A 22018-nucleotide genomic window follows, 5' to 3' on the forward strand; every position below is an offset into this window, starting at 1 on the left:
TGGTTTCTCCGTCTACGTGTTGGTTGAGGCGGCCGACGCCGCGACGCGCACGACCGGCAGCCGCAGCACGGCCCGCGTGCCGCGCGCGGCGGTCGTACCGGCCGGGCGACTCTCCGGCGTGCCGGTTGCCCTTTCGGCCGGGCGCTGGCCCGCGCGCTGTGCCGATCCTGCCGCGGCGTGACCATTCGCCGCACTGCCCGCCCGCCCGTTGCCGCCCGACGCGCGCGGCACGATATCGGACAGTTCGATCTCGCCGCCGAGCCGCGCGGCCGCGCTGAACGCGAGATACAGGCCGACCCCGTGCCCGCCCTGCGTGCTGTCGACCGGCATCGCGCCGAGCGATTCACGCAGCGAGGCCGGAATGCCGGGCCCGTCGTCGCATACCTCGAATTCGATCTCGTCAGCCGCCCCGGCGTGCGCGACCTTCGCGGCCAGCGTCACGCGCTGCGGGCTCGCGCGCGCGGCGTTGTCGAGCAGGATCGTCAGGATCTGGCCGGCCGCGACGGTGTCGTCGAGCGCGACGCCCGCCGGGCGCGCGCCGAGCAATTCGAACTGTACGTGCGGATGCCGCAGGCGCCAGTGCTCGACGAACGTATCGAGCCAGTCGTCCACCGGCTGGCGGCTCGCCGGCGTACTCGCCCGGCTGCGCAGGCGCGCGAGCGCCGACGTGCAGAGCGTCATCTGTTCCTCGAGCACCTTCAGGTCGGCGTCGTAGCGGGCCAGCCCCGGATCGTCACGTGCGGCGTCGCGCAGCTCTTCGGCGAGCATCGCGATCGTCGACAGCGGCGTGCCCATTTCGTGCGCGACGGTAGCGGCCTGCACGCCGAGCGCAACGGCCCGCTCGTCGCGCAGCAGATGCTGCTGCGCCTCGCCGAGCGCCGCGTCACGCTGGCGCAGCGCGTTCGACATGCGCGCGACGAACCACGCGATCAGCCCGACGCTGACCATGAAGTTCGCCCACATGCCGGTACGATAGTAGTCGAACAGGTTCGCCGGATTGTCCATGTTGAGCGGCACCGAGTCGAAGCCGAGCGCCGCGTAGCACGCGACCGCGAACGCTGCGAGCCAGATCATCAGGTGCCACGGCAGCACGGCCGCCGCGATCGCGAGCGAAGGCAGGTACAGCGACACGAACGGGTTGGTCGTGCCGCCCGACAGGAACAACAGCGCGGACAGCGCGCCGAGGTCGACCCACAATTGGCCGAGCAGCTCGAAATTGGTCTCGGGCCGCGCGCGCAGCACGCGCACCCAGGTCAGTGCGTTGAAAACGATTTCGAGCGCGATGACCATCAGCATCGCCGGCAACGGCAGATGCACGCCGAAATAGGTCTGCACGACACCGATCGTCACGAGCTGGCCGATGATCGCGAGATTGCGGAGCCAGAACAGGTGACTGAGGTTGACGCGCCCGGTGGTGGTGATTCGTTGCATCCGAGCAGTTTACCCGTTTAGCGGGCGGCGCCCCTAGCGGGGCCGGATCGGCACGAGGCAAACGGGACGCCACGCGTGCGCGGCCGATGCCGTCAGCGGGCCGCGCCGGCCATCCGCCGCGCGATCTCGTCGGCCAGGCACTCGGGGCAGAGGCAGCGTGCGCCGGCCGCGGGCGGCGTACCGCCGGGCAAGACCGGCATCGACGCGCACCAGCATTCGAACGGCTGCGTGCGGGCGCCGCAGTCGAAGCTGCGCCCGCAGTGCGGGCACCGTGCACGGCGCGGGGCGGAACGGGCGTCGACGGCAGGATCGGTCATGGCGGAAGCGCTCGAGCGGGCGTGAAGCCGCCCGACGCGACAAGCATAGCGCGACGAACGGATTTTGCACGCCGGCCGTCAGGCCGAGGGCCATTCCCAACGCCCGCGAACCGCCCCGCCGCCACCGCCCGCGCAGCGCTGCCCGGATCGCTGCCCACATCGCGCCGCGCCATAGCCGGCGGGCCGCCGCGTGCGGTGCCCGGGCGCCGCCGCCGGTGTTCCGGCCCGTCCAAAAACCCGATGCTGCGCTGCGCCACTCCTGTACAATTCGCCGTGTTTCAACCGTTCCCAGCCAGAGCCGCCGCCATGTCCGAGCCCATCGACCTCTCGCAGATCGCCCCTACGCTGAAAGCAGAAATCCTCGCCGAGGCGCTGCCGTACATCCGTCGTTACCACGGCAAGACCGTGGTCATCAAATACGGCGGCAACGCGATGACGGAAGAGCGGCTCAAGCAAGGCTTCGCGCGCGACGTGATCCTGCTGAAACTGGTCGGCATCAATCCGGTGATCGTCCACGGCGGCGGTCCGCAGATCGATCACGCACTGAAGAAGATCGGCAAGGCCGGCACCTTCATCCAGGGCATGCGCGTCACCGACGAAGAGACGATGGAAGTCGTCGAATGGGTGCTGGGCGGCGAAGTGCAGCAGGACATCGTGATGCTGATCAACCACTTCGGCGGCCACGCGGTGGGCCTGACGGGCAAGGACGGCGGCCTGATCCATGCGCGCAAGCTGCTGATGCCGGACCGCGACAACCCGGGCCAGTACATCGACATCGGCCAGGTCGGCGAAGTCGAGGCGATCAACCCGGCCGTCGTGAAGGCGCTGCAGGACGACGCGTTCATCCCGGTGATCTCGCCGATCGGCTTCGGCGAGGACGGCCTGTCGTACAACATCAACGCCGACCTCGTCGCGGGCAAGCTTGCCACCGTGCTGAACGCCGAGAAGCTGCTGATGATGACCAACATCCCGGGCGTGATGGACAAGGACGGCAACCTGCTGACCGATCTCTCCGCGCGCGAGATCGACGCGCTGTTCGAAGACGGCACGATCTCCGGCGGCATGCTGCCGAAGATCTCGTCGGCGCTCGACGCCGCGAAGAGCGGCGTGAAGTCGGTGCACATCGTCGACGGCCGGATCGAGCACTCGGTGCTGCTGGAAATCCTGACCGAGCAGCCGTTCGGCACGATGATCCGCTCGCATTGAGCACGCGCCGCCAGTCCCCTGCTCCCGACCTGCCGGCGTCGCTGCGACGCCGGCGCATCTCCCGCAGCCGGCCGCGCGCCGGCGCGCCCGTCTGGCTGTTCGATCTCGACAACACGCTTCACCACGCATCGCACGCGATCTTTCCCGAGATCAACCGCGCGATGACGCAGTACATCATCGACGCGCTGCACGTCGAGCGCGCCGAAGCCGACCGCCTGCGCACCGGCTACACCGAGCGCTACGGCGCCGCGCTGCTCGGCCTTGCGCGCCACCATCCGATCGATCCGCAAGATTTCCTGCGCGTGGTCCACACGTTTTCCGACCTGCCTGCGATGATCCGCGCCGAGCGCGGCCTCGCGCGCATCGTCGCCGCGCTGCCGGGCCGCAAGCTGATCCTGACCAACGCGCCGGAGAACTACGCGCGCGCGGTGCTGCGCGAGCTGCGCATCGAGCGGCTGTTCGAGCGCGTGATCGCGATCGAGCACATGCGCGACCGCCGCACGTGGCGCGCGAAGCCCGACCACGCGATGCTGCGCCGGACGCTGCGCGCCGCGCATGCCCGGCTCGCCGACGCGATCCTCGTCGAAGACACCCGCAGCCACCTGAAGCGCTACAAGCGTCTCGGCATCGGCACCGTATGGATCACCGGCCACCTTCCGGGCCATCTGCCGAACATTGGCCGTCCGCATTATGTCGACCAACGCATTCGTTCGTTAAAATCGCTCCGACTGGGCACACGATCGGGGCGACAGAAATGCAGCCGACTTACCCGCAGGACCAAGCCGTAAAGGAAGACCAGGCCACGCCGTCCCGCCCGCGCCCGAAGCCGGGCGAGCGGCGCGTGATGATCCTGCAGACGCTCGCCGCGATGCTCGAGGCGCCGAAACCCGAGAAAATCACGACCGCCGCGCTCGCGGCCCGGCTCGACGTGTCGGAGGCTGCCCTCTACCGGCATTTCACCAGCAAGGCGAAGATGTACGAAGGGCTGATCGAGTTCATCGAGCAGGCGCTGTTCGGGCTCGTCAACCAGATCGTCGCGAAGGAGCCGAACGGCGTGCAGCAGGCGCGCACGATCGCGCTGACGATGCTCAACTTCGCCGCGAAGAACCCGGGCATGACGCGCGTGCTGACCGGCGAGGCGCTGGTCGGCGAGGACGAGCGGCTGACCGAGCGCGTGAACCAGTTGCTCGACCGCATCGAGGCGACCGTCAAGCAATGCCTGCGCGTCGCGCGCACCGAAGCGAACGCGCCGCAGGAGGGCGCGGCGCCATTCGTGCTTCCGGCCGACTACGATCCGGCCGCCCGCGCGAGCCTGCTCGTCAGCTACGTGATCGGCCGGTGGCACCGCTTCGCGAAGGGCGGGTTCCAGAAACCGCCCGGCGAACAGGCCGATGCGCATCTGCGGCTGATCCTGCAGTGAGACGACGCGGCCGCGGCGGCCCCGCCCGCGCCCGAATCCGCGCGCCGCAATTTCCGCTATACTTTGCCGACTGTCGCCCCTCGGGCGGCAGCCAGAACGCGCCGATTTGCTGACTCGATTGCGGGCGCGCGAACCAGCCAGGGCCTTGATTCGTCTTCGTCCCGGCGGTTCACTACAAATGCGGCTAAAGAGGTCGTCAGCCGCGCATCTCCGACTCCGCGCATCGCCGACACCATTTAGCTGCCCAGTCATAAGGCGGAACGAATGGAATCGATCGGCATCGTCGCTCCACAGACCATGCACTTCGCCGAACCGCTGCGCTTGCAAAGCGGCAGCGTGATCGGCAACTATCAGCTCGTCGTCGAGACGTACGGCGAACTCAACGCCGCGCGCTCGAACGCGGTGCTCGTCTGCCACGCGCTCAACGCGTCGCACCACGTCGCCGGCGTCTACGCGGACGATCCGCGCAGCACCGGCTGGTGGGACAACATGGTCGGGCCCGGCAAGCCGCTCGACACCAACCGCTTCTTCGTGATCGGCGTGAACAACCTCGGCTCGTGCTTCGGCTCGACCGGCCCGATGAGCATCGACCCGTCGTCCGGCAAGCCGTACGGCGCAAGCTTTCCGGTCGTCACCGTCGAGGACTGGGTGCACGCGCAGGCACGCGTCGCCGACGCATTCGGCATCGAGCGCTTCGCCGCCGTGATGGGCGGCAGCCTCGGCGGGATGCAGGCGCTCGCGTGGAGCCTGATGTATCCGGAGCGCGTCGCGCACTGTATCGACATCGCGTCGACGCCGAAGCTGTCCGCGCAGAACATCGCGTTCAACGAGGTCGCGCGCTCGGCGATCCTGTCCGATCCCGACTTCCACGGCGGCGACTACTACGCGCACGGCGTGAAGCCGAAGCGCGGCCTGCGCGTCGCGCGGATGATCGGCCACATCACGTACCTGTCCGACGACGACATGGCCGAGAAATTCGGCCGTGCGCTGCGCCGCGCCGACGGCGCGCTCGACGCCTACAACTTCAGCTTCGACGTCGAGTTCGAGGTCGAGTCGTACCTGCGCTACCAGGGCGACAAGTTCGCCGACTACTTCGACGCGAACACGTACCTGCTGATCACGCGCGCGCTCGACTACTTCGACCCGGCGAAGGCGTTCGACGGCAACCTGACGGCCGCGCTCGCGCACACGCAGGCGAAATACCTGATCGCGAGCTTCTCGACCGACTGGCGTTTCGCGCCGGCCCGCTCGCGCGAGATCGTGAAGGCGCTGCTCGACAACAAGCGCACGGTCAGTTACGCGGAAATCGACGCGCCGCACGGCCACGACGCTTTCCTGCTCGACGACGCGCGCTATCACAACCTGATCCGCGCGTATTACGAACGAATCGCCAACGAGGTGGGCGCATGAACCAGCAAGCGCTGAATTCCCTGTCCGCACGCGCGGACTTCCGCACGATCGCGCGCTGGGTCGAGCCGCGTTCGACGGTGCTCGACCTCGGCTGTGGCGACGGCTCGCTGCTCGCGCTGCTGATGGAAGAGCTGGACGTGACCGGCTACGGGATCGAGCTGAACGACGCGGGCGTGCTCGCGAGCGCGAAGAACGGCATCAACGTGATCCAGCAGAACCTCGAAGACGGCCTGCGCCTGTTCGAGGACCACAGCTTCGACATCGCGATCCTGTCGCAGACGTTGCAGACGATCCACCAGACGGCCGCGATCCTGCGCGAAACCGCGCGGGTCGGACGCGAATGCATCGTGTCGTTCCCGAATTTCGGCTACTGGCCGCACCGGCTGTCGGTGCTGAACGGCCGGATGCCGGTGTCGAAGGCGCTGCCTTACCAGTGGCACAACACGCCGAACGTGCGGGTGCTGACGATCGAGGATTTCGAGGCGCTCGCGCCCGAAGTCGGCGTGACGATCCTCGACCGCGTCGTGCTGCACGAAGGCCAACCGATTCGATGGGGAGCGAACTGGCGTGGTAGTCTTGCTGTCTACCGCGTCAAGCGCAGCTGAGCCGGGGAGCCGTTGACGGACGCCGTCGGCCTGCACGCACGTGCAGCCGCGCCGCTGCGCTACCCGCGCTGTCGCCGCCATCGGTCAACGCTATCCAGTTCCATTCCATGTCGAAAACGCCACACGAGGCGCCCGCACTCACCGCTCACGAGGATCACCCCGGCTGGCGAGCCTACCTGAACACGCACATGCTGATCTGCGTGTTCCTCGGTTTCACGTCGGGTCTGCCCCTCTTCACGCTCGTCTACCTCGTGCAGGCATGGCTGCGCTCCGAGGGCGTGAACCTGAAGGAAATCGGCCTGTTCGCGCTGATCCAGTTCCCGTACACGTGGAAGTTCCTGTGGGCGCCGCTGATGGACCGCTACGTCCCGCGCCTGCCCGGCTGGCGGCCGGGCCGCCGGCGCGGCTGGCTGCTGCTCACGCAGCTGCTGGTGGCGGGCGCGATCGCCGCACTCGGCTTCGTGTCGCCGCGCGACTCGATCTGGACGGTGGCCGCGCTCACCACGCTCGTCGCGTTCTTCGGCGCGAGCGCCGACATCGTGATCGACGCCTACCGCCGCGAGCTGCTGCGCGACACCGAGCAGGGCCTCGGCAACGCCATCCACGTGAACGCGTACAAGCTCGCCGCGCTGATCCCCGGCTCGCTGGCACTGATCCTGTCCGACCACCTGCCGTGGGACGTCGTGTTCGCGCTCACCGGCGCGTTCATGCTGCCGGGCATCCTGATGACGCTCGTCGTGCGCGAGCCCGAAGTGGTCGGCGCGCCGCCGCGCAACCTGCGCGACGCGATCGTGCTGCCGTTCCGCGAATTCATCCAGCGCGACGGCTGGGCCGGCGCGCTGCTCGTCATCGCGTTCATTTTCCTGTTCAAGATCGGCGACACGATGGCCACCACGCTGTCGACGTCGTTCTTCCTCGACATCGGCTTCTCTCGCACCGAGATCGGCATCGTCGCGAAGACCACCGCGCTCGTCGCGAGCGTCGCCGGCGGCATCATCGGCGGCATCTGGCTCGTGAAGATCGGCATCGGCCGCGGGTTGTGGATCTTCGGCGCGCTGCAGATGGTGTCGACGCTCGGCTTCGCGTGGCTCGCGCAGCTCGGCCCCGGTTCGCCCGTGCTCGCGATGCTGTACGACTTCACCGTGTCGACGAGCCATGCGATCGCGTCGGTGCTGTCGGTATTCGGCATGGCCGTCACGCCGCAATTCAGCCCGATGACCGTTGCGCTCGCGCTCGTCTATGGCTTCGAAACCTTCACGACGGGCCTGACGATGGCCGCGTTCGTCGCGTACATCGCGAGCACGACCGACCCGCGCTATACGGCCACGCAGTTCGCGCTGTTCACGAGCCTCGCGTCGGTGCCGCGCACGCTCGCATCGGCCGCGAGCGGCTTCATCGTCGCGAAGATCGGCTGGTTCGACTACTTCATCGTGTGCACCGCGCTCGCGATTCCCGGCATGCTGTTGCTGTTCAAGATCGCGCCGTGGAACGGGACCGCACGCAACGGCGAGGCCAGCCGTGCGCAGTAACGGCCTGCATCGCCTCGCGCGCGTTGCGGCTTCGTTGAGCGTCGGTGCTGCGGCGCTTGCCGCGGGGTTCGCCCATGCGACCGACGCCGGCACGTCCGCGGCCACCGCCGCGGGTTCCGCACCGGCCGCGGCACCGGCTTCGCCGCCGGCGAATTCAACGGCCGCCGCACCCGCTCAGCCAGCCACCGCCGAACCCGCGCAGCCGACCGGCGCCACCGCGTCGACGAAAGCTTATGCGCAGTCCTCGCAGCAGGTCCGTTACGGCGACGCCATTGCGTTTCGCACGCTGATTCCGTCGCCGCTGCTCGAGCAGCTCACCGCGAACGAATACGCGCAGATCGTGCAGGCCGCCGCCGACAGCAATCGCCTGCTGCCCGCAAACCAGCCGCGCGTGAAGCGCCTGCGTGCGATCGTCGCGAAGCTCGCGCCGTATTCGGTGAAATGGAACGACCGCGTGAAGAGCTGGGCGTGGGACGTCAACGCGATCCGCTCGCGCGACATTCGCCTGACCTGCCTGCCGGGCGGCAAGGTGCTCGTGTACGGCGGCCTGCTCGACCGCGTCCGCCTGAACGACGACGAGCTCGGCGTGCTGCTCGCGCACGGCATTGCGCACGCGCTGCGCGAACATGCGCGCAGCAACTTCAGCGCGACCTCGCAGACGTCGCTGCGCGCGGCCGCGCTGCCGCCGCTGTTCGGTGTCGGCGAGCCGCTGCCGCAGGCACTGAACCTCGGCGAACGCCTGCAGTCGCTTCACTACGACCCGACCGACGAGACCGAGGCCGACGTGATCGGCGGCGACATCGCCGCACGTGCGGGCTTCGATCCCCGCGCGGCGATCACGCTGTGGGACAAGCTCGCGGTCGCGACGCGCGGGAACAAGGCGACGGGCTTCATCTATACGCACCCGTACAGCACTGCCCGCCGCCAGGACCTGCTGAACCGCCTGCCGGATCTGATGCCGCTGTACGCGAAGGCCGTGGGCAAGCGTGTCGACACGCTGCCCGACTACGCGGGCATCAGCGCACAGCGGCGCAAGATCGTGCGGCGCTGAGCACGCGGCAGCGCTGCACACCGCTTCCCCGCGCGTGGCACCGCCGCTGCGCGCCGCCGTTCGCTCAGGTCGTCAGGTCGATCGCAGCCCGATCGCCAACCGGCCGGCTTCCGCTCTCACGCATCCAGCGCACCTCGTCCCCCGGGCTCCGGCCGAACAGCCGCTTGAACTCGCGGCTGAACTGCGACGCGCTCGCATAGCCGACGCGTGCGGCCGCCGCACCGGCGCCGACCCCGTCCTGCACCATCATCAGCCGCGCCTGGTGCAGCCGGGCGGCCTTCACGTACTGCATCGGCGATGTCGCCGTCACGTGCTTGAACTGTGCATGGAACACCGCGAGGCTCATCCCGGCCTCGCGCGCGAGCGTCTCGACGTCGAGATCGGCCTTCAGGTCGGCATGGATGCGCCGCAGCGCCTTCGCGATGCGGCCGAAGTGATGCTGCTGGACGAGCGCCGCGCGGATCGCGTCACCCTGCTCGCCCGTCAGCACCCGATACGCGATCTCCCGCATGATCGCGGGGCCCAGCACGCGCGTGTCGTGCGGCGACGCGAGCGCTTCGAGCAGCCGCAGCACGGCATCCGCCAGCGGCGCATCGAGCGGCGTCGAATAGACGCCGAGCGGCTCGCTGACGGCCGCGCCGAGCGTCTCGTCGAGCAGGATCGCGAGCTCGGCTATCACCGCGAGATCGACGCGGATCGAGATCGCGAGAAACGGCTCGTCCTGGCTCGCGAAGGTCTCGCATTCGAACGGCAGCGGCACCGACAGCACGAGGTACTGCTGCGCGTCGTACACGAACGAGCGCTCGCCGAGATAGCCGAGCTTGCGCCCCTGGCACACGACGATGATGCTCGGCTCGTACAGCACCGGCATGCGCGGCGCAGGACGGCTCACGCGGATGAAGCGCACGCCGTCGATCGCCGCGAGCGTGTCGCCCTCGTTCGGCGCGAGGCGCGTATGCAGCTCGACCATGCGGCGCTGCATCCGGTCGCCCGAGTCGTTGAAAAGGGGCTCGAAGCTCATCTGTGCGGTCCTGTCCGGCAAGAGAATCTGGCTCGCAATGTAGCACCTTGAATGCGTTTTGACGGCTGTTTGCACGCAGTTCGAGAGGAATAGGCAAATCTTCCAGACCTTCGTGTATTTCACTGCGGCGCCGCGCTCCTTACGATGACGTCCTGCCTCGCCGCATCGCCACATGATGCGACGGCAGTCCGTTTCACCGGATGCTTTCCGGACAAGGAGCCCATCGCATGAGCACTACCTATGCCTACGCGGCGACCGATTCGCGCTCGCCGCTCGCCCCGTTCGAATTCCAGCGTCGCGCACTGCGCGACCTCGACGTCCAGATCGACGTCCTCTACTGCGGCGTCTGCCACTCGGACCTGCACCAGGCCCGCAACGAATGGCGCAACACGATCTATCCGGTCGTGCCGGGCCATGAAATCGTCGGCCGCGTGACCGCGACCGGCCCGGAAGTGACGCGCTTCAAGGTCGGCGAACTGGTCGGCGTCGGCTGCCTCGTCGATTCGTGCCGCACCTGCCCGAGCTGCGCCGACGGCCTCGAGCAATATTGCGAGAACGGCTTCGTCGGCACCTACAACGGCCAGGATCGCGTGACGGGCGACATCACGTTCGGCGGCTATTCGACGCAGCTCGTCGTCGACGAGGCGTTCGTGCTGCGCGTGCCCGAGACGCTCGACCCGGCCGGTGCCGCGCCGTTGCTTTGCGCGGGGATCACGACCTACTCGCCGCTGCGGCAGTGGAACGTCGGCCCCGGCAAGAAGGTCGGCATCGTCGGGCTCGGCGGCCTCGGCCACATGGGCGTGAAGCTGGCGCGCGCAATGGGCGCGCACGTCGTGCTGTTCACCACGTCGCCGTCGAAGATCGAGGACGGCAAGCGGGTCGGCGCGCACGAAGTCGTGATCTCGAAGGACGAAGCGCAGATGAACGCGCACCTGAACAGCTTCGACTTCATCCTGAACACGGTCGCCGCGCAGCACGACCTGAACCCGTTCCTGCACCTGCTGAAGCGCGACGGTACGATGACACTCGTCGGCGCGCCGGAGCACGACCATCCGTCGCCGCAGGTGTTCAACCTGATCTTCAAGCGCCGCCGCCTCGCCGGCTCGCTGATCGGCGGGATCGCGGAAACGCAGGAAATGCTCGACTTCTGCGCGGAGCACGGGATCACGTCGGATATCGAAACGATTCCGATGCAGCAGATCAACGCGGCCTACGAGCGGATGCTGAAGAGCGACGTGAAGTACCGGTTCGTGATCGACATGGCGTCGCTCAAGCAGTAAGCGCCGAAGGCGATACGCACGATCGCCGCCCCAAACGAAACGGGCCGCATGTTCGACATGCGGCCCGTTTCTGCATCCGGCTGCTGCGCGCGCGGCGCAGCGCGGAACATCACTTCTTGTAGTCGTAGTCCACCGTCAGCGGCGCATGGTCGCTGAACTTGATGTCCTTGAAGATCGACGTGCTTTTCGCGGTGCCGGCCACGCCCGGCGTCGCGATCTGGTAATCGATCCGCCACCCGACGTTCTTCGCATACGCCTGGCCCCGGTTGCTCCACCACGTGTACTGTTCCGGGCGCTGATCGAGCGTGCGGAACACGTCGATGTAGCCGACGTCGTCGAACAGCTTCGTGAGCCACTCGCGCTCTTCCGGCAGGCAGCCCGAGTTCTTCTGGTTGCTCTTCCAGTTCTTGATGTCGATTTCCTTGTGGACGATGTTCACGTCGCCGCACAGGATCACCTCGCGCTTCTTCTTCAGCGCGGCGAGGTGCGGCATGAACTCGTCCATGAAGCGGTACTTCGCCTGCTGGCGCTCTTCGCCGCTCGAGCCGGACGGCACGTACACCGACACGACCGACAGCTTGCCGTAGCGCGCCTCGACGTAGCGCCCCTCGGCATCGAATTCGCTGCTGCCGAAGCCGATGATCACGTCATCGGGCTCGCGGCGGCTATACACGCCCGCGCCGCTGTAGCCCTTCTTCTCGGCGTGGTGAAAATAGCTCTTGAAGCCGTGCGGCTCGACGAATTCGGCCGGCAGGTCATCGGCCGAGACCTTGATTTCCTGCACGCACACGCAATCGGCGTTCTGTTCGCCGAGCCACTCGAAGAAGCCCTTCTTCGCGGCGGAGCGGATGCCGTTCAGGTTGGCGGTAATCACTCGCATCATGTCGGATTCCGTTCAGTTCGATGTTTTTCAGGGGTGCAGCTTAGCGGATCTTCACGCCTTCGAGTTCAGGCTTCGCCGGCGGGAATTCCAGCTTCATGTCGGTCATCGTGCGCAGCAGCAGCTCGGCGATCATCACGTTGCGGTGCGTCTTCGAGTTCGCCGGGATCACGTACCACGGCGCGTGCTCGGCCGACGTCGCGGCGAGCGCGTCACGGTACGCGCCCTGGTACGCGTCCCAGTGCTTGCGCGCATCGAGATCGGAGATGTCGAATTTCCAGTGCTTGGTCGGATCGTCGATGCGCGCCTGCAGCCGCGCGCGCTGCTCGTCCTTCGAGATGTGCAGGAAGCACTTGACGATCGTCGTACCGTTCTCGAACAGCATCGTCTCGAAATCGCGGATCTGCCGGTAGCGGCGCTCGCACTCCTTCGCGTCGATCAGGTCGAGCACGCGCGGCACGAGCACGTCTTCATAGTGGCTGCGGTTGAAGATCGCGAGCTCGCCCGCGGCCGGCACCTGCGCATGCACGCGCCACAGGAAATCGTGCGCGGCCTCGATCGGCGTGGGCGCCTTGAACGGCACGACGCGCAGGCCGAGCGGATCGACCTCGCGGAATACCGCGCGCACGGTGCCGTCCTTGCCGCTGGTGTCCATCCCCTGCAGCACGAGCAGCACGCGCTTCTTCTGCTGCGTGTGCAGGCGCTCCTGCTGCACGTCGAGCTCGGTCGACACGGCCGACAGCCGCGCGCGGTCGTCGTCCTTCGAACCGGACGAGAACGGCTTCGCGGCCGGGTCGAACGCATCCAGCTTGAATGCTGCGGCTTCCTTCTCGCGCGTGCTGTACGGCACGCGGAAATCGTCGAGCGACGGTTGTTTCGCCATTCGTTCCTCCGTTGGACGCTGTGGTGCATACGATAACGCATCCACCAAACGCAACGGGCCGCCCCGATCCGGTTCGGGGCGGCCCGTCGTCATGCGCGGTTCAGGCGCGCGGTCATGCTCAGCCGAGCTTCTTCTTCAGCAGTTCGTTGACCTGCTGCGGGTTGGCCTTGCCCTTGGTCGCCTTCATCGCCTGGCCGATCAGCGCGTTGAACGCCTTCTCCTTGCCCGCACGGAATTCCTCGACCGACTTCGCGTTCGCCGCGAGCACCTCGTCGATGATCGCTTCGAGCGCGCCGGTGTCGGAGATCTGCTTCAGCCCCTTCGCGTCGATGATGCGGTCGGCCGCCCCTTCGTCGGTCGCCTTCTCGTCCCAGATCGTCGCGAAGATTTCCTTCGCGATCTTGTTCGAGATCGTGCCGTCGGCGATGCGCTGCAGCACGAGCGCGAGCTGCGCGGCCGAGACCGGAATCGCGTCGATCTCGATGCCGTCGCGGTTCAGCTGCGACGACACGTCGCCCATCAGCCAGTTCGCGGCGATCTTCGCGTTCGCGGTGCCGGCCTTCGCGACCACGGCCTCGAAGTACGCGGCCATCGCCTTGCTCGACGTCAGCACGCCCGCGTCGTACGCGGACACGCCGTATTCGTCGGCGAAACGCTGCTGCATCGCGGCCGGCAGCTCGGGCATGCCGGACTGCACGCGCTCGATCCAGTCCTGGCCGATCACGAGCGGCATCAGGTCGGGGTCGGGGAAGTAGCGGTAATCGTGCGCGTCTTCCTTGCTGCGCATCGAACGCGTCTCGCGCTTGTCCGGATCGTAGAGGCGCGTTTCCTGCACGACCTCGCCGCCGTCCTCGATCAGCTCGATCTGGCGACGCACTTCGAAATTGATCGCTTCCTCGAGGAACCGGAACGAGTTCAGGTTCTTGATTTCCGCGCGCGTGCCGAACTTCTCCTGGCCGACCGGGCGCACCGACACGTTTGCGTCGCAGCGGAACGAGCCTTCCTGCATGTTGCCGTCGCAGATGCCCAGCCACACGACAAGCCCGTGCAGTGCCTTCGCGTAGGCGACCGCCTCGGCCGCGCTGCGCATTTCCGGCTCGGTGACGATCTCGAGCAGCGGCGTGCCCGCACGGTTCAGGTCGATCCCCGTCATCCCGGCGAAGTCTTCATGCAGCGACTTGCCCGCATCTTCCTCGAGGTGCGCGCGGGTCAGGTTGACGGTCTTCTCGTACGCAGGCTTGCCGGCCTTTTCATTGGCGGGCACCTGGATCGTGATCTGGCCGCCCTGCACGACCGGAATCTCGTACTGGCTGATCTGATAGCCCTTCGGCAGATCGGGGTAGAAATAATTCTTGCGCGCGAAGATGCTGCGCGGCGCGATGGTCGAGCCGATCGCGAGGCCGAAGCGGATCGCGCGCTCGACCGCGCCGCGGTTCAGCACCGGCAGCACGCCCGGCAGCGCCAGGTCGACCGGGCACGCCTGCGTATTAGGCTCGGCGCCGAACTGCGTCGACGCGCCCGAGAAAATCTTCGAGACGGTCGACAGTTGCGCGTGCGTCTCGAGACCGATGACGACTTCCCATTGAGTAGCCATATGCTTACACCCCTGCCGGAACTTGCTTGTGCCAGTCGGTCGCGCGCTGGAACGCATCCGCGACCTGCAGCATCCGGGCTTCGTTGAAATAGTTGCCGATGATCTGCAGGCCGACCGGGCGCTTCGCATTCGCGCCCGCGCCGAAGCCGCACGGCACGCTCATGCCGGGCAGGCCGGCGAGGCTCACCGACAGCGTATAGATATCCGCGAGATACATCTGCACCGGATCGTCGCCCTTCGAGCCGAGATCCCATGCAACCGTCGGCGACGCCGGGCCCATGATCACGTCGCAGGACTTGAACGCTTCCTGGAAATCGTTCGCGATGATGCGGCGGATCTTCTGCGCCTGCAGGTAGTACGCGTCGTAGTAGCCGTGCGACAGCACGTACGCGCCGACCAGGATCCGGCGCTTCACCTCGGGGCCAAAGCCTTCCGCGCGCGACTTCTTGTACATGTCGAGCAGGTCGCCGTACTGCGCGGCGCGGTGGCCGAAGCGCACGCCGTCGAAGCGCGACAGGTTCGACGAGGCTTCGGCCGGCGCGATCACGTAGTACACGGGAATCGACAGTTCCGTCTTCGGCAGCGACACCGACACGAGCGTCGCGCCGAGCGCTTCATATTGCTTCAGTGCCGCGTCGATCGCCGCGCGCACGTCGTCGGCGAGGCCGTCGCCGAAATACTCGTTCGGCAGGCCGATACGCAGGCCGGCGAGCGGCTTGCCCGCGTCGTTGCCGGCCGCCCAGGGCTGGCCGAGGTGGCGCGTGAAATCCTCGTCGTCACGCTCGAGGCTCGTCGAGTCGCGCTCGTCGAAGCCGGCCATCCCGTTCAGCAGCAGCGCGCAGTCGGACGCGCTCTGCGCCATCGGGCCGCCCTGGTCGAGCGACGACGCGAACGCGATCATCCCGTAGCGCGACACGCGGCCGTAGGTCGGCTTGATGCCGGTGACGCCCGCGAACGACGCGGGCTGGCGGATCGAGCCGCCGGTGTCGGTGCCGGTCGCGGCCGGCGCGATGCGCGCGGCCACCGCGGCCGAGCTGCCGCCCGAGCTGCCGCCCGGCACCGCGTTCGTGTCCCACGGGTTCTTCACCGCGCCGAACGCCGAATTCTCGTTGGACGAGCCCATCGCGAACTCGTCCATGTTGGTCTTGCCGAGCGTGACCATGCCGGCCGCCTGCAGGCGGGCGACGACGGTCGCGTCGAACGGGCTCTCGTAATTCGCGAGCATCTTCGAGCCGGCGGTCGAGCGCCAGCCGCGCGTGACGAAGACATCCTTGTGCGCGATCGGCAGGCCGGTGAGCGCGCCGCCCGCGCCGCGCGCGAGCTCCGCGTCGGCAGCTTTCGCCTGCGCGAGGGTGAGATCGGCGTCGACGTGGACGAATGCGTTCAGGTCGCGCGCGGCTTCGATCCGTTTCAGGTAGAGCTGCGCGAGCTCGACGGCCGAGCATTCCTTGGCAGCGAGCGCGGCGCGCAGTTCGGTCAGGCTTTTTGCGTGCATTGAGTGGTTTTCCTGGGAATTCTGGGTGGCGCGCGGCGCAGAGGCGGCGGCGCGCTTGTCATCGAATGCTTACTCGATCACCTTCGGCACGAGATAGAGTCCGTCCTGGACGGCCGGCGCCGGACGCTGGTTGTCGTCGCGATTGACGACTTCCGTCACGGCGTCGTCGCGCAGGCGCTGCGCGACTTCCTGGATCTGTTCGATCGGGTGGGCGAGCGGCGCGATGCCGGCGGTGTCGACCGCCTGCATCTGCTCGACGAGGCCGAAGAGTTCATTGAGCTGGCCGAGCATGTGCTCGGCGTCGGCGTCGGCCATTTCGAGTCGCGCCAGGTGCGCGATGCGTTTCACATCGGTCAGGGTCAGGGCCATGCGATCACCGGAAAAACAAGGCTGCGCAGCGCATCAAAAGCAGCACTGCGGCGGGGGGTTGGAGGGTGCGATCCCACCCTCAAAAATCGGGGCCGAAGCGGCAAAAATACCGCCCGTTTCGATTCAAATACCGTGAAATTATAAGGTATCATTACGCGTTCGACCCAAACCCGGCAGCCTTTTCCCGCACCGTTTCGCCCCGCTTCGGCGAGCCGTGCGTGCTTCGTGCGATCCCCGGTAGACATCACTCGCAGCTTCGTGCGCCGCGGCGGCCGCTTCCGCCACGCTTCCCGAGGCTGTTATTTTTTCCGCTGCCGCCCTCAGCGCTCGCTATGCAGGGCCGGCCCAGAGCGAAACAGGATTCTGAATGTTCGGTTTTTTGCGCAGCTACTTCTCCAACGATCTTGCGATCGACCTCGGCACCGCAAACACCCTGATCTACATGCGCGGCAAGGGCATCGTGCTCGATGAGCCCTCCGTCGTGTCGATCCGCCAGGAAGGCGGCCCCAACGGCAAGAAGACGATCCAGGCAGTCGGCAAGGAAGCCAAGCAGATGCTTGGCAAGGTGCCGGGCAACATCGAGGCGATCCGCCCGATGAAGGACGGCGTGATCGCCGACTTCACCGTCACCGAGCAGATGATCAAGCAGTTCATCAAGACGGCTCACGAGTCGCGCATGTTCTCGCCGTCGCCGCGCATCATCATCTGCGTGCCGTGCGGCTCGACCCAGGTCGAGCGCCGCGCGATCAAGGAAGCCGCGCACGGCGCCGGCGCATCGCAGGTCTACCTGATCGAAGAGCCGATGGCCGCTGCGATCGGCGCGGGCCTGCCGGTGTCGGAAGCCACCGGCTCGATGGTCGTCGACATCGGCGGCGGCACGACGGAAGTCGGCGTGATCTCGCTCGGCGGCATCGTGTACAAGGGTTCGGTGCGCGTCGGCGGCGACAAGTTCGACGAGGCGATCGTCAACTACATCCGCCGCAACTACGGGATGCTGATCGGCGAGCAGACCGCCGAGGCGATCAAGAAGGAAATCGGCTCCGCGTTCCCGGGCTCCGAAGTCAAGGAAATGGAAGTGAAGGGCCGCAACCTGTCGGAAGGCATTCCGCGCAGCTTCACGATCTCCAGCAACGAAATCCTCGAAGCGCTGACCGATCCGCTGAACCAGATCGTGTCGTCGGTGAAGATCGCGCTCGAACAGACGCCGCCGGAACTCGGCGCCGACATCGCCGAACGCGGGATGATGCTGACGGGCGGCGGCGCACTGCTGCGCGACCTCGATCGCCTGCTGGCGGAAGAAACGGGCCTGCCGGTGCTCGTCGCGGAAGATCCGCTCACCTGCGTCGTGCGTGGTTCGGGCATGGCGCTCGAGCGCATGGACAAGCTGGGCAGCATCTTCTCGTACGAGTGATCGTCCAGGCAGTTCCCTGACATGACGCAACCGCGGCGTGGCCGGCTCGCTCGTTTAGAACGAACCGCCGCGCCGTTTGCGCGTCTGAGCATCATTTAACCGATCATTCGCGCCCGGCGCCGACCATGGAATACAGTCCGCCGCCCCTCTTCAAGCAAGGTCCGCCCGCGCTCGCGCGGCTCATCTTCTTCGTTGCCCTCGCCATCGCGCTCCTCGTCTCGGACGCGCGCTTCAGCACGCTCGAAATCGTCCGCGGCGTGCTCGGCACCGTGCTCTATCCGCTGCAGCGCGCCGCGCTCGTGCCGCGCGACCTGTTCATGGGCGCGGCCGACATCGCCGTCACCGGCGCGTCGCTGCGCCACGAGAACGACGACCTCCGCAAGCGCAACCTGCAACTGTCCACGCAAGCCAACCAGGCCGCCGTGCTCACGCAGGAGAACGCGCACCTGCGCGCGGTGCTCGAGCTGCGCCAGCACATCGCGACGCAATCGACGCCGGCCGAGATCCAGTACGACACGAGCGACCCGTTCACGCAGAAGATCGTGATCGGCCAGGGTTCGCAGCAGGGCATCCAGAACGGCTCGCCCGTCGTCAGCGAGAACGGCGTAGTCGGCCAGGTCACGCGCGTATTCCCGCTGCAGTCCGAAGTCACGCTGGTCACCGACCGCGATCTCGCGATTCCCGTGCAGGTGCTGCGCACCGGCCTGCGCAGCGTGATCTACGGTACGCCGAAGGGCGATTCGCTCGACCTGCGCTTCGTGCCGACCAGCGCGGATCTCGTCGTCGGCGACGAACTCGTCACGAGCGGCCTCGACGGCGTCTATCCGCCCGGCCTGCCGGTCGCGAAGGTCGTGCGCGTCGACAAGCTCGCCGACACGGCGTTCGCGCGCGTGACGTGCGCGCCGATCGCCGCCGTGCGCGGCGCGCGCCAGATGCTCGTGCTGCATTACCAGAACGACATCCCGCCGCGCCCGGTCGAGCCCGATCCGGCCGCCGACAAGAACGCGAAGGGCAAGAAGGGCGCGAAAGCCGCCGCCAAGGGCGAGAAGAGCGAGAAGGCCGACAAGGCTGACGCGAACGCGAAGCCGGCCGCCGCGGCCCAGCCCGGCGCGAAGCCCGCGCCTGCGGCACCGGCCGCTCCGGCCAAGCCCGCCGCCACGCCCGCGAAGCCCGCGGCCGGGCAATCAGGAGCCCCGCGATGAATCGCCCGCAATACATCCTGCAGCCGGTCAATCCGTACTTCATCGTCTTCAGCCTCGCCGCCGCGTTCCTGCTGAACCTGATGCCGTGGGGCCGCCTGCCCGGCGTGCCCGACTTCGTCGCGCTCGTGCTGCTGTTCTGGAACATCCACCAGCCGCGCAAGGTCGGGATGGGCGTCGCGTTCGCGCTCGGCATCCTGATGGACGTGCATGACGCGGGGCTGCTCGGCGAGCATGCGCTCGCCTATACGCTGCTGTCGTACGGCGCGATCACGATCCACCGCCGCGTGCTGTGGATGCCGATCGGCGTGCAAGTGCTGTACGTCACGCCGCTGCTGGTCGTCGCGCAGCTCGTCCCGTTCGTGATCCGCCTCGTGATGGGCGCAGCGTTCCCGGGCTGGCGCTACCTGGTCGACGGCTTCGTCGAAGCCGCGCTGTGGCCGATCGCGAGCCACCTGCTGCTGATGCCGCAACGCCGCCCGGTCGATCCGGACGATACGCGCCCCATCTGAGCCAGGGGCCTGCCTTGAATACCCGCCGCCTCCACGCCCGCCGAGCGCCGCGCTCCGGGGCGGCACCTCGCCCGCGCCCGCACGGCGCCGTGCGGGCCAGATCGCTCCTAACCGCATGACCGAATTCAACGACACTCAACAGCAGCTCTCGAAGTTCCGCCTGCGCGTCGCGGCGGCGGGCGTGTTCGTGTTCGTCTGCTTCGGGCTGCTCGCGAGCCGCTTCTTCTACCTGCAGTTGATGCAGCACGGCAAATACGCGCTGCAGGCCGAGGAAAACCGCATCTCCGTCGCGCCGATCGTGCCGAACCGCGGGATCATCACCGACCGCAACGGCGTGATCCTCGCGAAGAACTATTCGGCCTATACGCTCGAGATCACGCCGTCGAAGCTCGACGACACGCTCGACAACACGATCGACAAGCTGTCCGAGATCATCCCGATCGACGCGCGCGACCGCCGCCGCTTCAAGAAGCTGCAGGAAGACTCGAAGAACTTCGAGAGCCTGCCGATCCGCACCCGCCTCACCGACGCCGAAGTCGCGCGCTTCACCGCGCAGCGCTTCCGCTTCCCCGGCGTCGACGTGCGCGCGCGGCTGTTCCGGCAATATCCGCTCGGCACGACGGCCGCGCACGTGATCGGCTACATCGGCCGGATCTCGAAGCGCGACCAGGATCGCATCGACGCGATGAGCGACGACAACGACAGCGATCAGGAAAACTACGATCCGCGCCGCGACGCAAACAACTACAAGGGCACCGACTACATCGGCAAGATCGGTGTCGAGCAGAGCTACGAGACCGAGCTGCATGGCCTCACGGGCTTCGAGGAAGTCGAGGTGACGGCCGGCGGCCGGCCGGTGCGCACGCTGTCGCGCACGCAGGCGACGCCCGGCAACAACCTCGTGCTGTCGCTCGACATCGGGCTGCAGCAGGTGGCCGAGCAGGCGTTCGCCGGCAAGCGCGGCGCGCTGGTCGCGATCGAGCCGAAGACGGGCGACGTGCTCGCGTTCGTGTCGTCGCCGAGCTTCGACCCGAACTCGTTCGTCGACGGCATCGACCAGCAGACTTGGGACGAGCTGAACAACTCGACCGACAAGCCGCTCCTGAACCGCCCGCTGCACGGCACCTACCCGCCCGGCTCGACGTACAAGCCGTTCATGGCGCTCGCCGGCCTGACGCTCGGCAAGCGCACGCCGGGCTGGGGCTTCCAGGATCCCGGCTACTTCACGTTCGGCGGCCACACGTTCCGCAACGACGTGCGCTCGGGCCAGGGCTGGGTGGACATGAACAAGGCGATCATGGTGTCGAACGACACCTACTTCTACATGCTCGCGCGCGACCTCGGCGTGAACTCGATCGCGAATTTCATGAAGCCGTTCGGCTTCGGCCAGATCACCGGGATCGACATCCAGGGCGAGGCGCGCGGGATCCTGCCGTCGACCGACTGGAAGAAGAAGGCGTTCAAGAAGGCCGCACAGCAGAAGTGGTTCGACGGCGAGACGATCAGCCTCGGGATCGGCCAGGGCTACAACTCCTTCACGATCCTGCAGCTCGCGCACGCGACCGCGACGCTTGCGAACAACGGCGTCGTGATGAAGCCTCACCTCGTGAAGGAAGTCGAAGATCCGATCACGCGCGGGCGCCGCCTGACCGTGCCGAAGGAAAGCGAAACGATCCCGCTCAAGCAGGCCGACATCGACGTCGTGAAGCGCGGGATGGAGAACGTGATCGAGAACCCGTCCGGCACCGCGTACAAGGTGTTCCGCGGCGCGCCGTACCTCGCCGCCGGCAAGACCGGTACCGCGCAGGTGTTCTCGCTGCAAGGCTCCAACTACAAGGGCCACCTGCTCGCCGAGCACCTGCGCGACCACGCGCTGTTCATCGCGTACGCGCCGGTCGACCATCCGCAGATCGCCGTCGCGCTGGTCGTCGAGAACGGTGGCTGGGGTGCGCAGGCCGCCGGCCCGATCGCGCGCCGCGTGCTCGACTTCTACCTCGTCGACCGCCAGAACCCGCAGAACGAAGCCGCGGCCGTGGCTGCCGCGGCGTCGGCGACCGAACCCGTCAACGCGCCGGTGATCGGCGACGCGAACAAGCCCGCTGCCGTCGCGGCCGGCTTCACCGCGCTGCCGCAGCCGGTCGTGCCGACCGCGGCCAGCGCTGCGGAAGCGGCATCGGCCGCGGCCGCTTCCGAAGCGTCGGCTGCCGCCGCCGCGAGCGCTGCCCCGCCGGCCAGTGCCGCTGCGCCGAGGGCCGCGAGCCTGCCGCCGATCCGGCGCCCGCACCGGCCACGCCGGCCCGCCAGCGATGCGCAGCCGCTCGTCGCCACGCCGCGCGACGACAATCACCGTGCAACGGCCCCCGCGAAAGCGGCGGACGCCGGCACCGCTCATTAACGGAGAAAGG

General features: G+C 67.5%; 20 protein-coding genes. 12 read left to right on the plus strand and 8 right to left on the minus strand.

The features are described 5' to 3' along the window. Positions 1-12: 12 nt before the first annotated feature. Complete coding sequence (locus LXE91_RS04500) at positions 13-1431, minus strand: ATP-binding protein (protein ID WP_278068117.1); 1419 nt, start codon at positions 1429-1431, stop codon at positions 13-15. 92 nt (positions 1432-1523) lie between these two features. Further along, the gene (locus LXE91_RS04505; RefSeq protein WP_039353835.1) at positions 1524-1748 is read right to left on the minus strand and encodes a cysteine-rich CWC family protein; all 225 of its coding nucleotides are present in this window, start codon (positions 1746-1748) and stop codon (positions 1524-1526) included. Positions 1749-2054: 306 nt separating this feature from the next. Here LXE91_RS04505 and argB point away from each other — a divergent pair, with 306 nt between their 5' ends. The 7 genes from argB (at position 2055) to LXE91_RS04540 (ending at position 8969) form a co-directional block, all read left to right on the plus strand. Further along, on the plus strand, positions 2055-2954 hold the full coding sequence (argB, locus tag LXE91_RS04510; RefSeq protein ID WP_006490510.1) for an acetylglutamate kinase: 900 nt from the start codon (positions 2055-2057) through the stop codon (positions 2952-2954). After that, positions 2951-3742: a pyrimidine 5'-nucleotidase gene (locus LXE91_RS04515; protein WP_039353833.1), complete on the plus strand. Its 792-nt coding sequence runs from the start codon at positions 2951-2953 to the stop codon at positions 3740-3742. The genes argB and LXE91_RS04515 overlap by 4 nt, the downstream gene beginning before the upstream one ends. Next, complete coding sequence (gene slmA, locus LXE91_RS04520) at positions 3709-4374, plus strand: nucleoid occlusion factor SlmA (RefSeq protein ID WP_039353831.1); 666 nt, start codon at positions 3709-3711, stop codon at positions 4372-4374. The genes LXE91_RS04515 and slmA overlap by 34 nt, the downstream gene beginning before the upstream one ends. A 264-nt stretch (positions 4375-4638) precedes the next feature. Continuing rightward, positions 4639-5784 (plus strand): homoserine O-succinyltransferase MetX, encoded by a 1146-nt coding sequence (gene metX, locus LXE91_RS04525; RefSeq protein ID WP_039353828.1) that lies wholly within the window; start codon positions 4639-4641, stop codon positions 5782-5784. Continuing rightward, positions 5781-6389: a methionine biosynthesis protein MetW gene (metW, locus tag LXE91_RS04530; protein WP_011658215.1), complete on the plus strand. Its 609-nt coding sequence runs from the start codon at positions 5781-5783 to the stop codon at positions 6387-6389. The genes metX and metW overlap by 4 nt, the downstream gene beginning before the upstream one ends. 107 nt (positions 6390-6496) lie before the next feature. Then, positions 6497-7918 carry an AmpG family muropeptide MFS transporter gene (locus tag LXE91_RS04535; RefSeq protein WP_039353821.1) on the plus strand — a complete coding sequence of 474 codons (1422 nt, stop codon included), beginning with the start codon at positions 6497-6499 and terminating at the stop codon, positions 7916-7918. Beyond that, a complete protein-coding gene (locus LXE91_RS04540; RefSeq protein WP_039353818.1) occupies positions 7908-8969 on the plus strand; it encodes a M48 family metallopeptidase in 1062 nt (353 codons plus the stop codon). The genes LXE91_RS04535 and LXE91_RS04540 overlap by 11 nt, the downstream gene beginning before the upstream one ends. Before the next feature lie 64 nt (positions 8970-9033). On the opposite strand, the gene LXE91_RS04545 is transcribed toward LXE91_RS04540, so the two are convergent. Then, positions 9034-9990 carry an AraC family transcriptional regulator gene (locus LXE91_RS04545; protein ID WP_039353816.1) on the minus strand — a complete coding sequence of 319 codons (957 nt, stop codon included), beginning with the start codon at positions 9988-9990 and terminating at the stop codon, positions 9034-9036. 227 nt (positions 9991-10217) lie between these two features. On the opposite strand from LXE91_RS04545, the gene LXE91_RS04550 reads away from it, so the two are divergent. Continuing rightward, entirely contained in the window at positions 10218-11270 is a 1053-nt protein-coding gene (locus tag LXE91_RS04550; protein ID WP_039353813.1) for an NAD(P)-dependent alcohol dehydrogenase, read from the plus strand. Positions 11271-11379: 109 nt separating this feature from the next. On the opposite strand, the gene LXE91_RS04555 is transcribed toward LXE91_RS04550, so the two are convergent. The 5 genes from LXE91_RS04555 to gatC form a co-directional block, all read right to left on the minus strand. After that, positions 11380-12153 carry an exodeoxyribonuclease III gene (locus LXE91_RS04555; protein WP_039353809.1) on the minus strand — a complete coding sequence of 258 codons (774 nt, stop codon included), beginning with the start codon at positions 12151-12153 and terminating at the stop codon, positions 11380-11382. Between the two features lie 40 nt (positions 12154-12193). Then, positions 12194-13033 carry a polyphosphate kinase 2 family protein gene (locus LXE91_RS04560; RefSeq protein ID WP_039353807.1) on the minus strand — a complete coding sequence of 280 codons (840 nt, stop codon included), beginning with the start codon at positions 13031-13033 and terminating at the stop codon, positions 12194-12196. Positions 13034-13151: 118 nt separating this feature from the next. Continuing rightward, entirely contained in the window at positions 13152-14627 is a 1476-nt protein-coding gene (gene gatB, locus LXE91_RS04565) for an Asp-tRNA(Asn)/Glu-tRNA(Gln) amidotransferase subunit GatB (protein ID WP_039353805.1), read from the minus strand. 4 nt (positions 14628-14631) lie between these two features. Continuing rightward, positions 14632-16122, minus strand: coding sequence for an Asp-tRNA(Asn)/Glu-tRNA(Gln) amidotransferase subunit GatA (gatA, locus tag LXE91_RS04570; protein ID WP_039353802.1), 1491 nt, complete (start codon positions 16120-16122; stop codon positions 14632-14634). A gap of 69 nt (positions 16123-16191) precedes the next feature. Further along, entirely contained in the window at positions 16192-16491 is a 300-nt protein-coding gene (gatC, locus tag LXE91_RS04575) for an Asp-tRNA(Asn)/Glu-tRNA(Gln) amidotransferase subunit GatC (protein ID WP_039353798.1), read from the minus strand. Positions 16492-16858: 367 nt separating this feature from the next. Between gatC and LXE91_RS04580 the strand changes: the two genes are divergently transcribed. From LXE91_RS04580 to mrdA, 4 genes are all read left to right on the plus strand, one after another. Further along, on the plus strand, positions 16859-17902 hold the full coding sequence (locus LXE91_RS04580; RefSeq protein ID WP_004189550.1) for a rod shape-determining protein: 1044 nt from the start codon (positions 16859-16861) through the stop codon (positions 17900-17902). 125 nt (positions 17903-18027) lie between these two features. Further along, entirely contained in the window at positions 18028-19104 is a 1077-nt protein-coding gene (gene mreC / locus LXE91_RS04585; protein ID WP_039353794.1) for a rod shape-determining protein MreC, read from the plus strand. Continuing rightward, entirely contained in the window at positions 19101-19613 is a 513-nt protein-coding gene (mreD, locus tag LXE91_RS04590) for a rod shape-determining protein MreD (RefSeq protein ID WP_009687274.1), read from the plus strand. The genes mreC and mreD overlap by 4 nt, the downstream gene beginning before the upstream one ends. A 115-nt stretch (positions 19614-19728) precedes the next feature. Continuing rightward, positions 19729-22008, plus strand: a complete 2280-nt coding sequence (gene mrdA / locus LXE91_RS04595) for a penicillin-binding protein 2 (protein ID WP_039353789.1) — start codon at positions 19729-19731, stop codon at positions 22006-22008. Positions 22009-22018 lie beyond the last annotated feature (10 nt).

Origin of the sequence: Burkholderia contaminans (assembly GCF_029633825.1) — a bacterium.
Lineage (GTDB): Bacteria > Pseudomonadota > Gammaproteobacteria > Burkholderiales > Burkholderiaceae > Burkholderia > Burkholderia contaminans.

What these genes read in the sequence shown, in the direction of transcription:
- LXE91_RS04505 (WP_039353835.1), bottom strand. Translation starts at nt 1,748, where the DNA reads ATGACCGATCCTGCCGTCGACGCCCGTTCCGCCCCGCGCCGTGCACGG.
- LXE91_RS04580 (WP_004189550.1), top strand. Translation starts at nt 16,859, where the DNA reads ATGTTCGGTTTTTTGCGCAGCTACTTCTCCAACGATCTTGCGATCGAC.
- gatB (WP_039353805.1), bottom strand. Translation starts at nt 14,627, where the DNA reads ATGGCTACTCAATGGGAAGTCGTCATCGGTCTCGAGACGCACGCGCAA.
- LXE91_RS04550 (WP_039353813.1), top strand. Translation starts at nt 10,218, where the DNA reads ATGAGCACTACCTATGCCTACGCGGCGACCGATTCGCGCTCGCCGCTC.
- argB (WP_006490510.1), top strand. Translation starts at nt 2,055, where the DNA reads ATGTCCGAGCCCATCGACCTCTCGCAGATCGCCCCTACGCTGAAAGCA.
- mreD (WP_009687274.1), top strand. Translation starts at nt 19,101, where the DNA reads ATGAATCGCCCGCAATACATCCTGCAGCCGGTCAATCCGTACTTCATC.
- gatC (WP_039353798.1), bottom strand. Translation starts at nt 16,491, where the DNA reads ATGGCCCTGACCCTGACCGATGTGAAACGCATCGCGCACCTGGCGCGA.
- LXE91_RS04500 (WP_278068117.1), bottom strand. Translation starts at nt 1,431, where the DNA reads ATGCAACGAATCACCACCACCGGGCGCGTCAACCTCAGTCACCTGTTC.
- LXE91_RS04560 (WP_039353807.1), bottom strand. Translation starts at nt 13,033, where the DNA reads ATGGCGAAACAACCGTCGCTCGACGATTTCCGCGTGCCGTACAGCACG.
- metW (WP_011658215.1), top strand. Translation starts at nt 5,781, where the DNA reads ATGAACCAGCAAGCGCTGAATTCCCTGTCCGCACGCGCGGACTTCCGC.
- slmA (WP_039353831.1), top strand. Translation starts at nt 3,709, where the DNA reads ATGCAGCCGACTTACCCGCAGGACCAAGCCGTAAAGGAAGACCAGGCC.
- LXE91_RS04555 (WP_039353809.1), bottom strand. Translation starts at nt 12,153, where the DNA reads ATGATGCGAGTGATTACCGCCAACCTGAACGGCATCCGCTCCGCCGCG.
- mrdA (WP_039353789.1), top strand. Translation starts at nt 19,729, where the DNA reads ATGACCGAATTCAACGACACTCAACAGCAGCTCTCGAAGTTCCGCCTG.
- mreC (WP_039353794.1), top strand. Translation starts at nt 18,028, where the DNA reads ATGGAATACAGTCCGCCGCCCCTCTTCAAGCAAGGTCCGCCCGCGCTC.
- LXE91_RS04545 (WP_039353816.1), bottom strand. Translation starts at nt 9,990, where the DNA reads ATGAGCTTCGAGCCCCTTTTCAACGACTCGGGCGACCGGATGCAGCGC.
- LXE91_RS04535 (WP_039353821.1), top strand. Translation starts at nt 6,497, where the DNA reads ATGTCGAAAACGCCACACGAGGCGCCCGCACTCACCGCTCACGAGGAT.
- gatA (WP_039353802.1), bottom strand. Translation starts at nt 16,122, where the DNA reads ATGCACGCAAAAAGCCTGACCGAACTGCGCGCCGCGCTCGCTGCCAAG.
- metX (WP_039353828.1), top strand. Translation starts at nt 4,639, where the DNA reads ATGGAATCGATCGGCATCGTCGCTCCACAGACCATGCACTTCGCCGAA.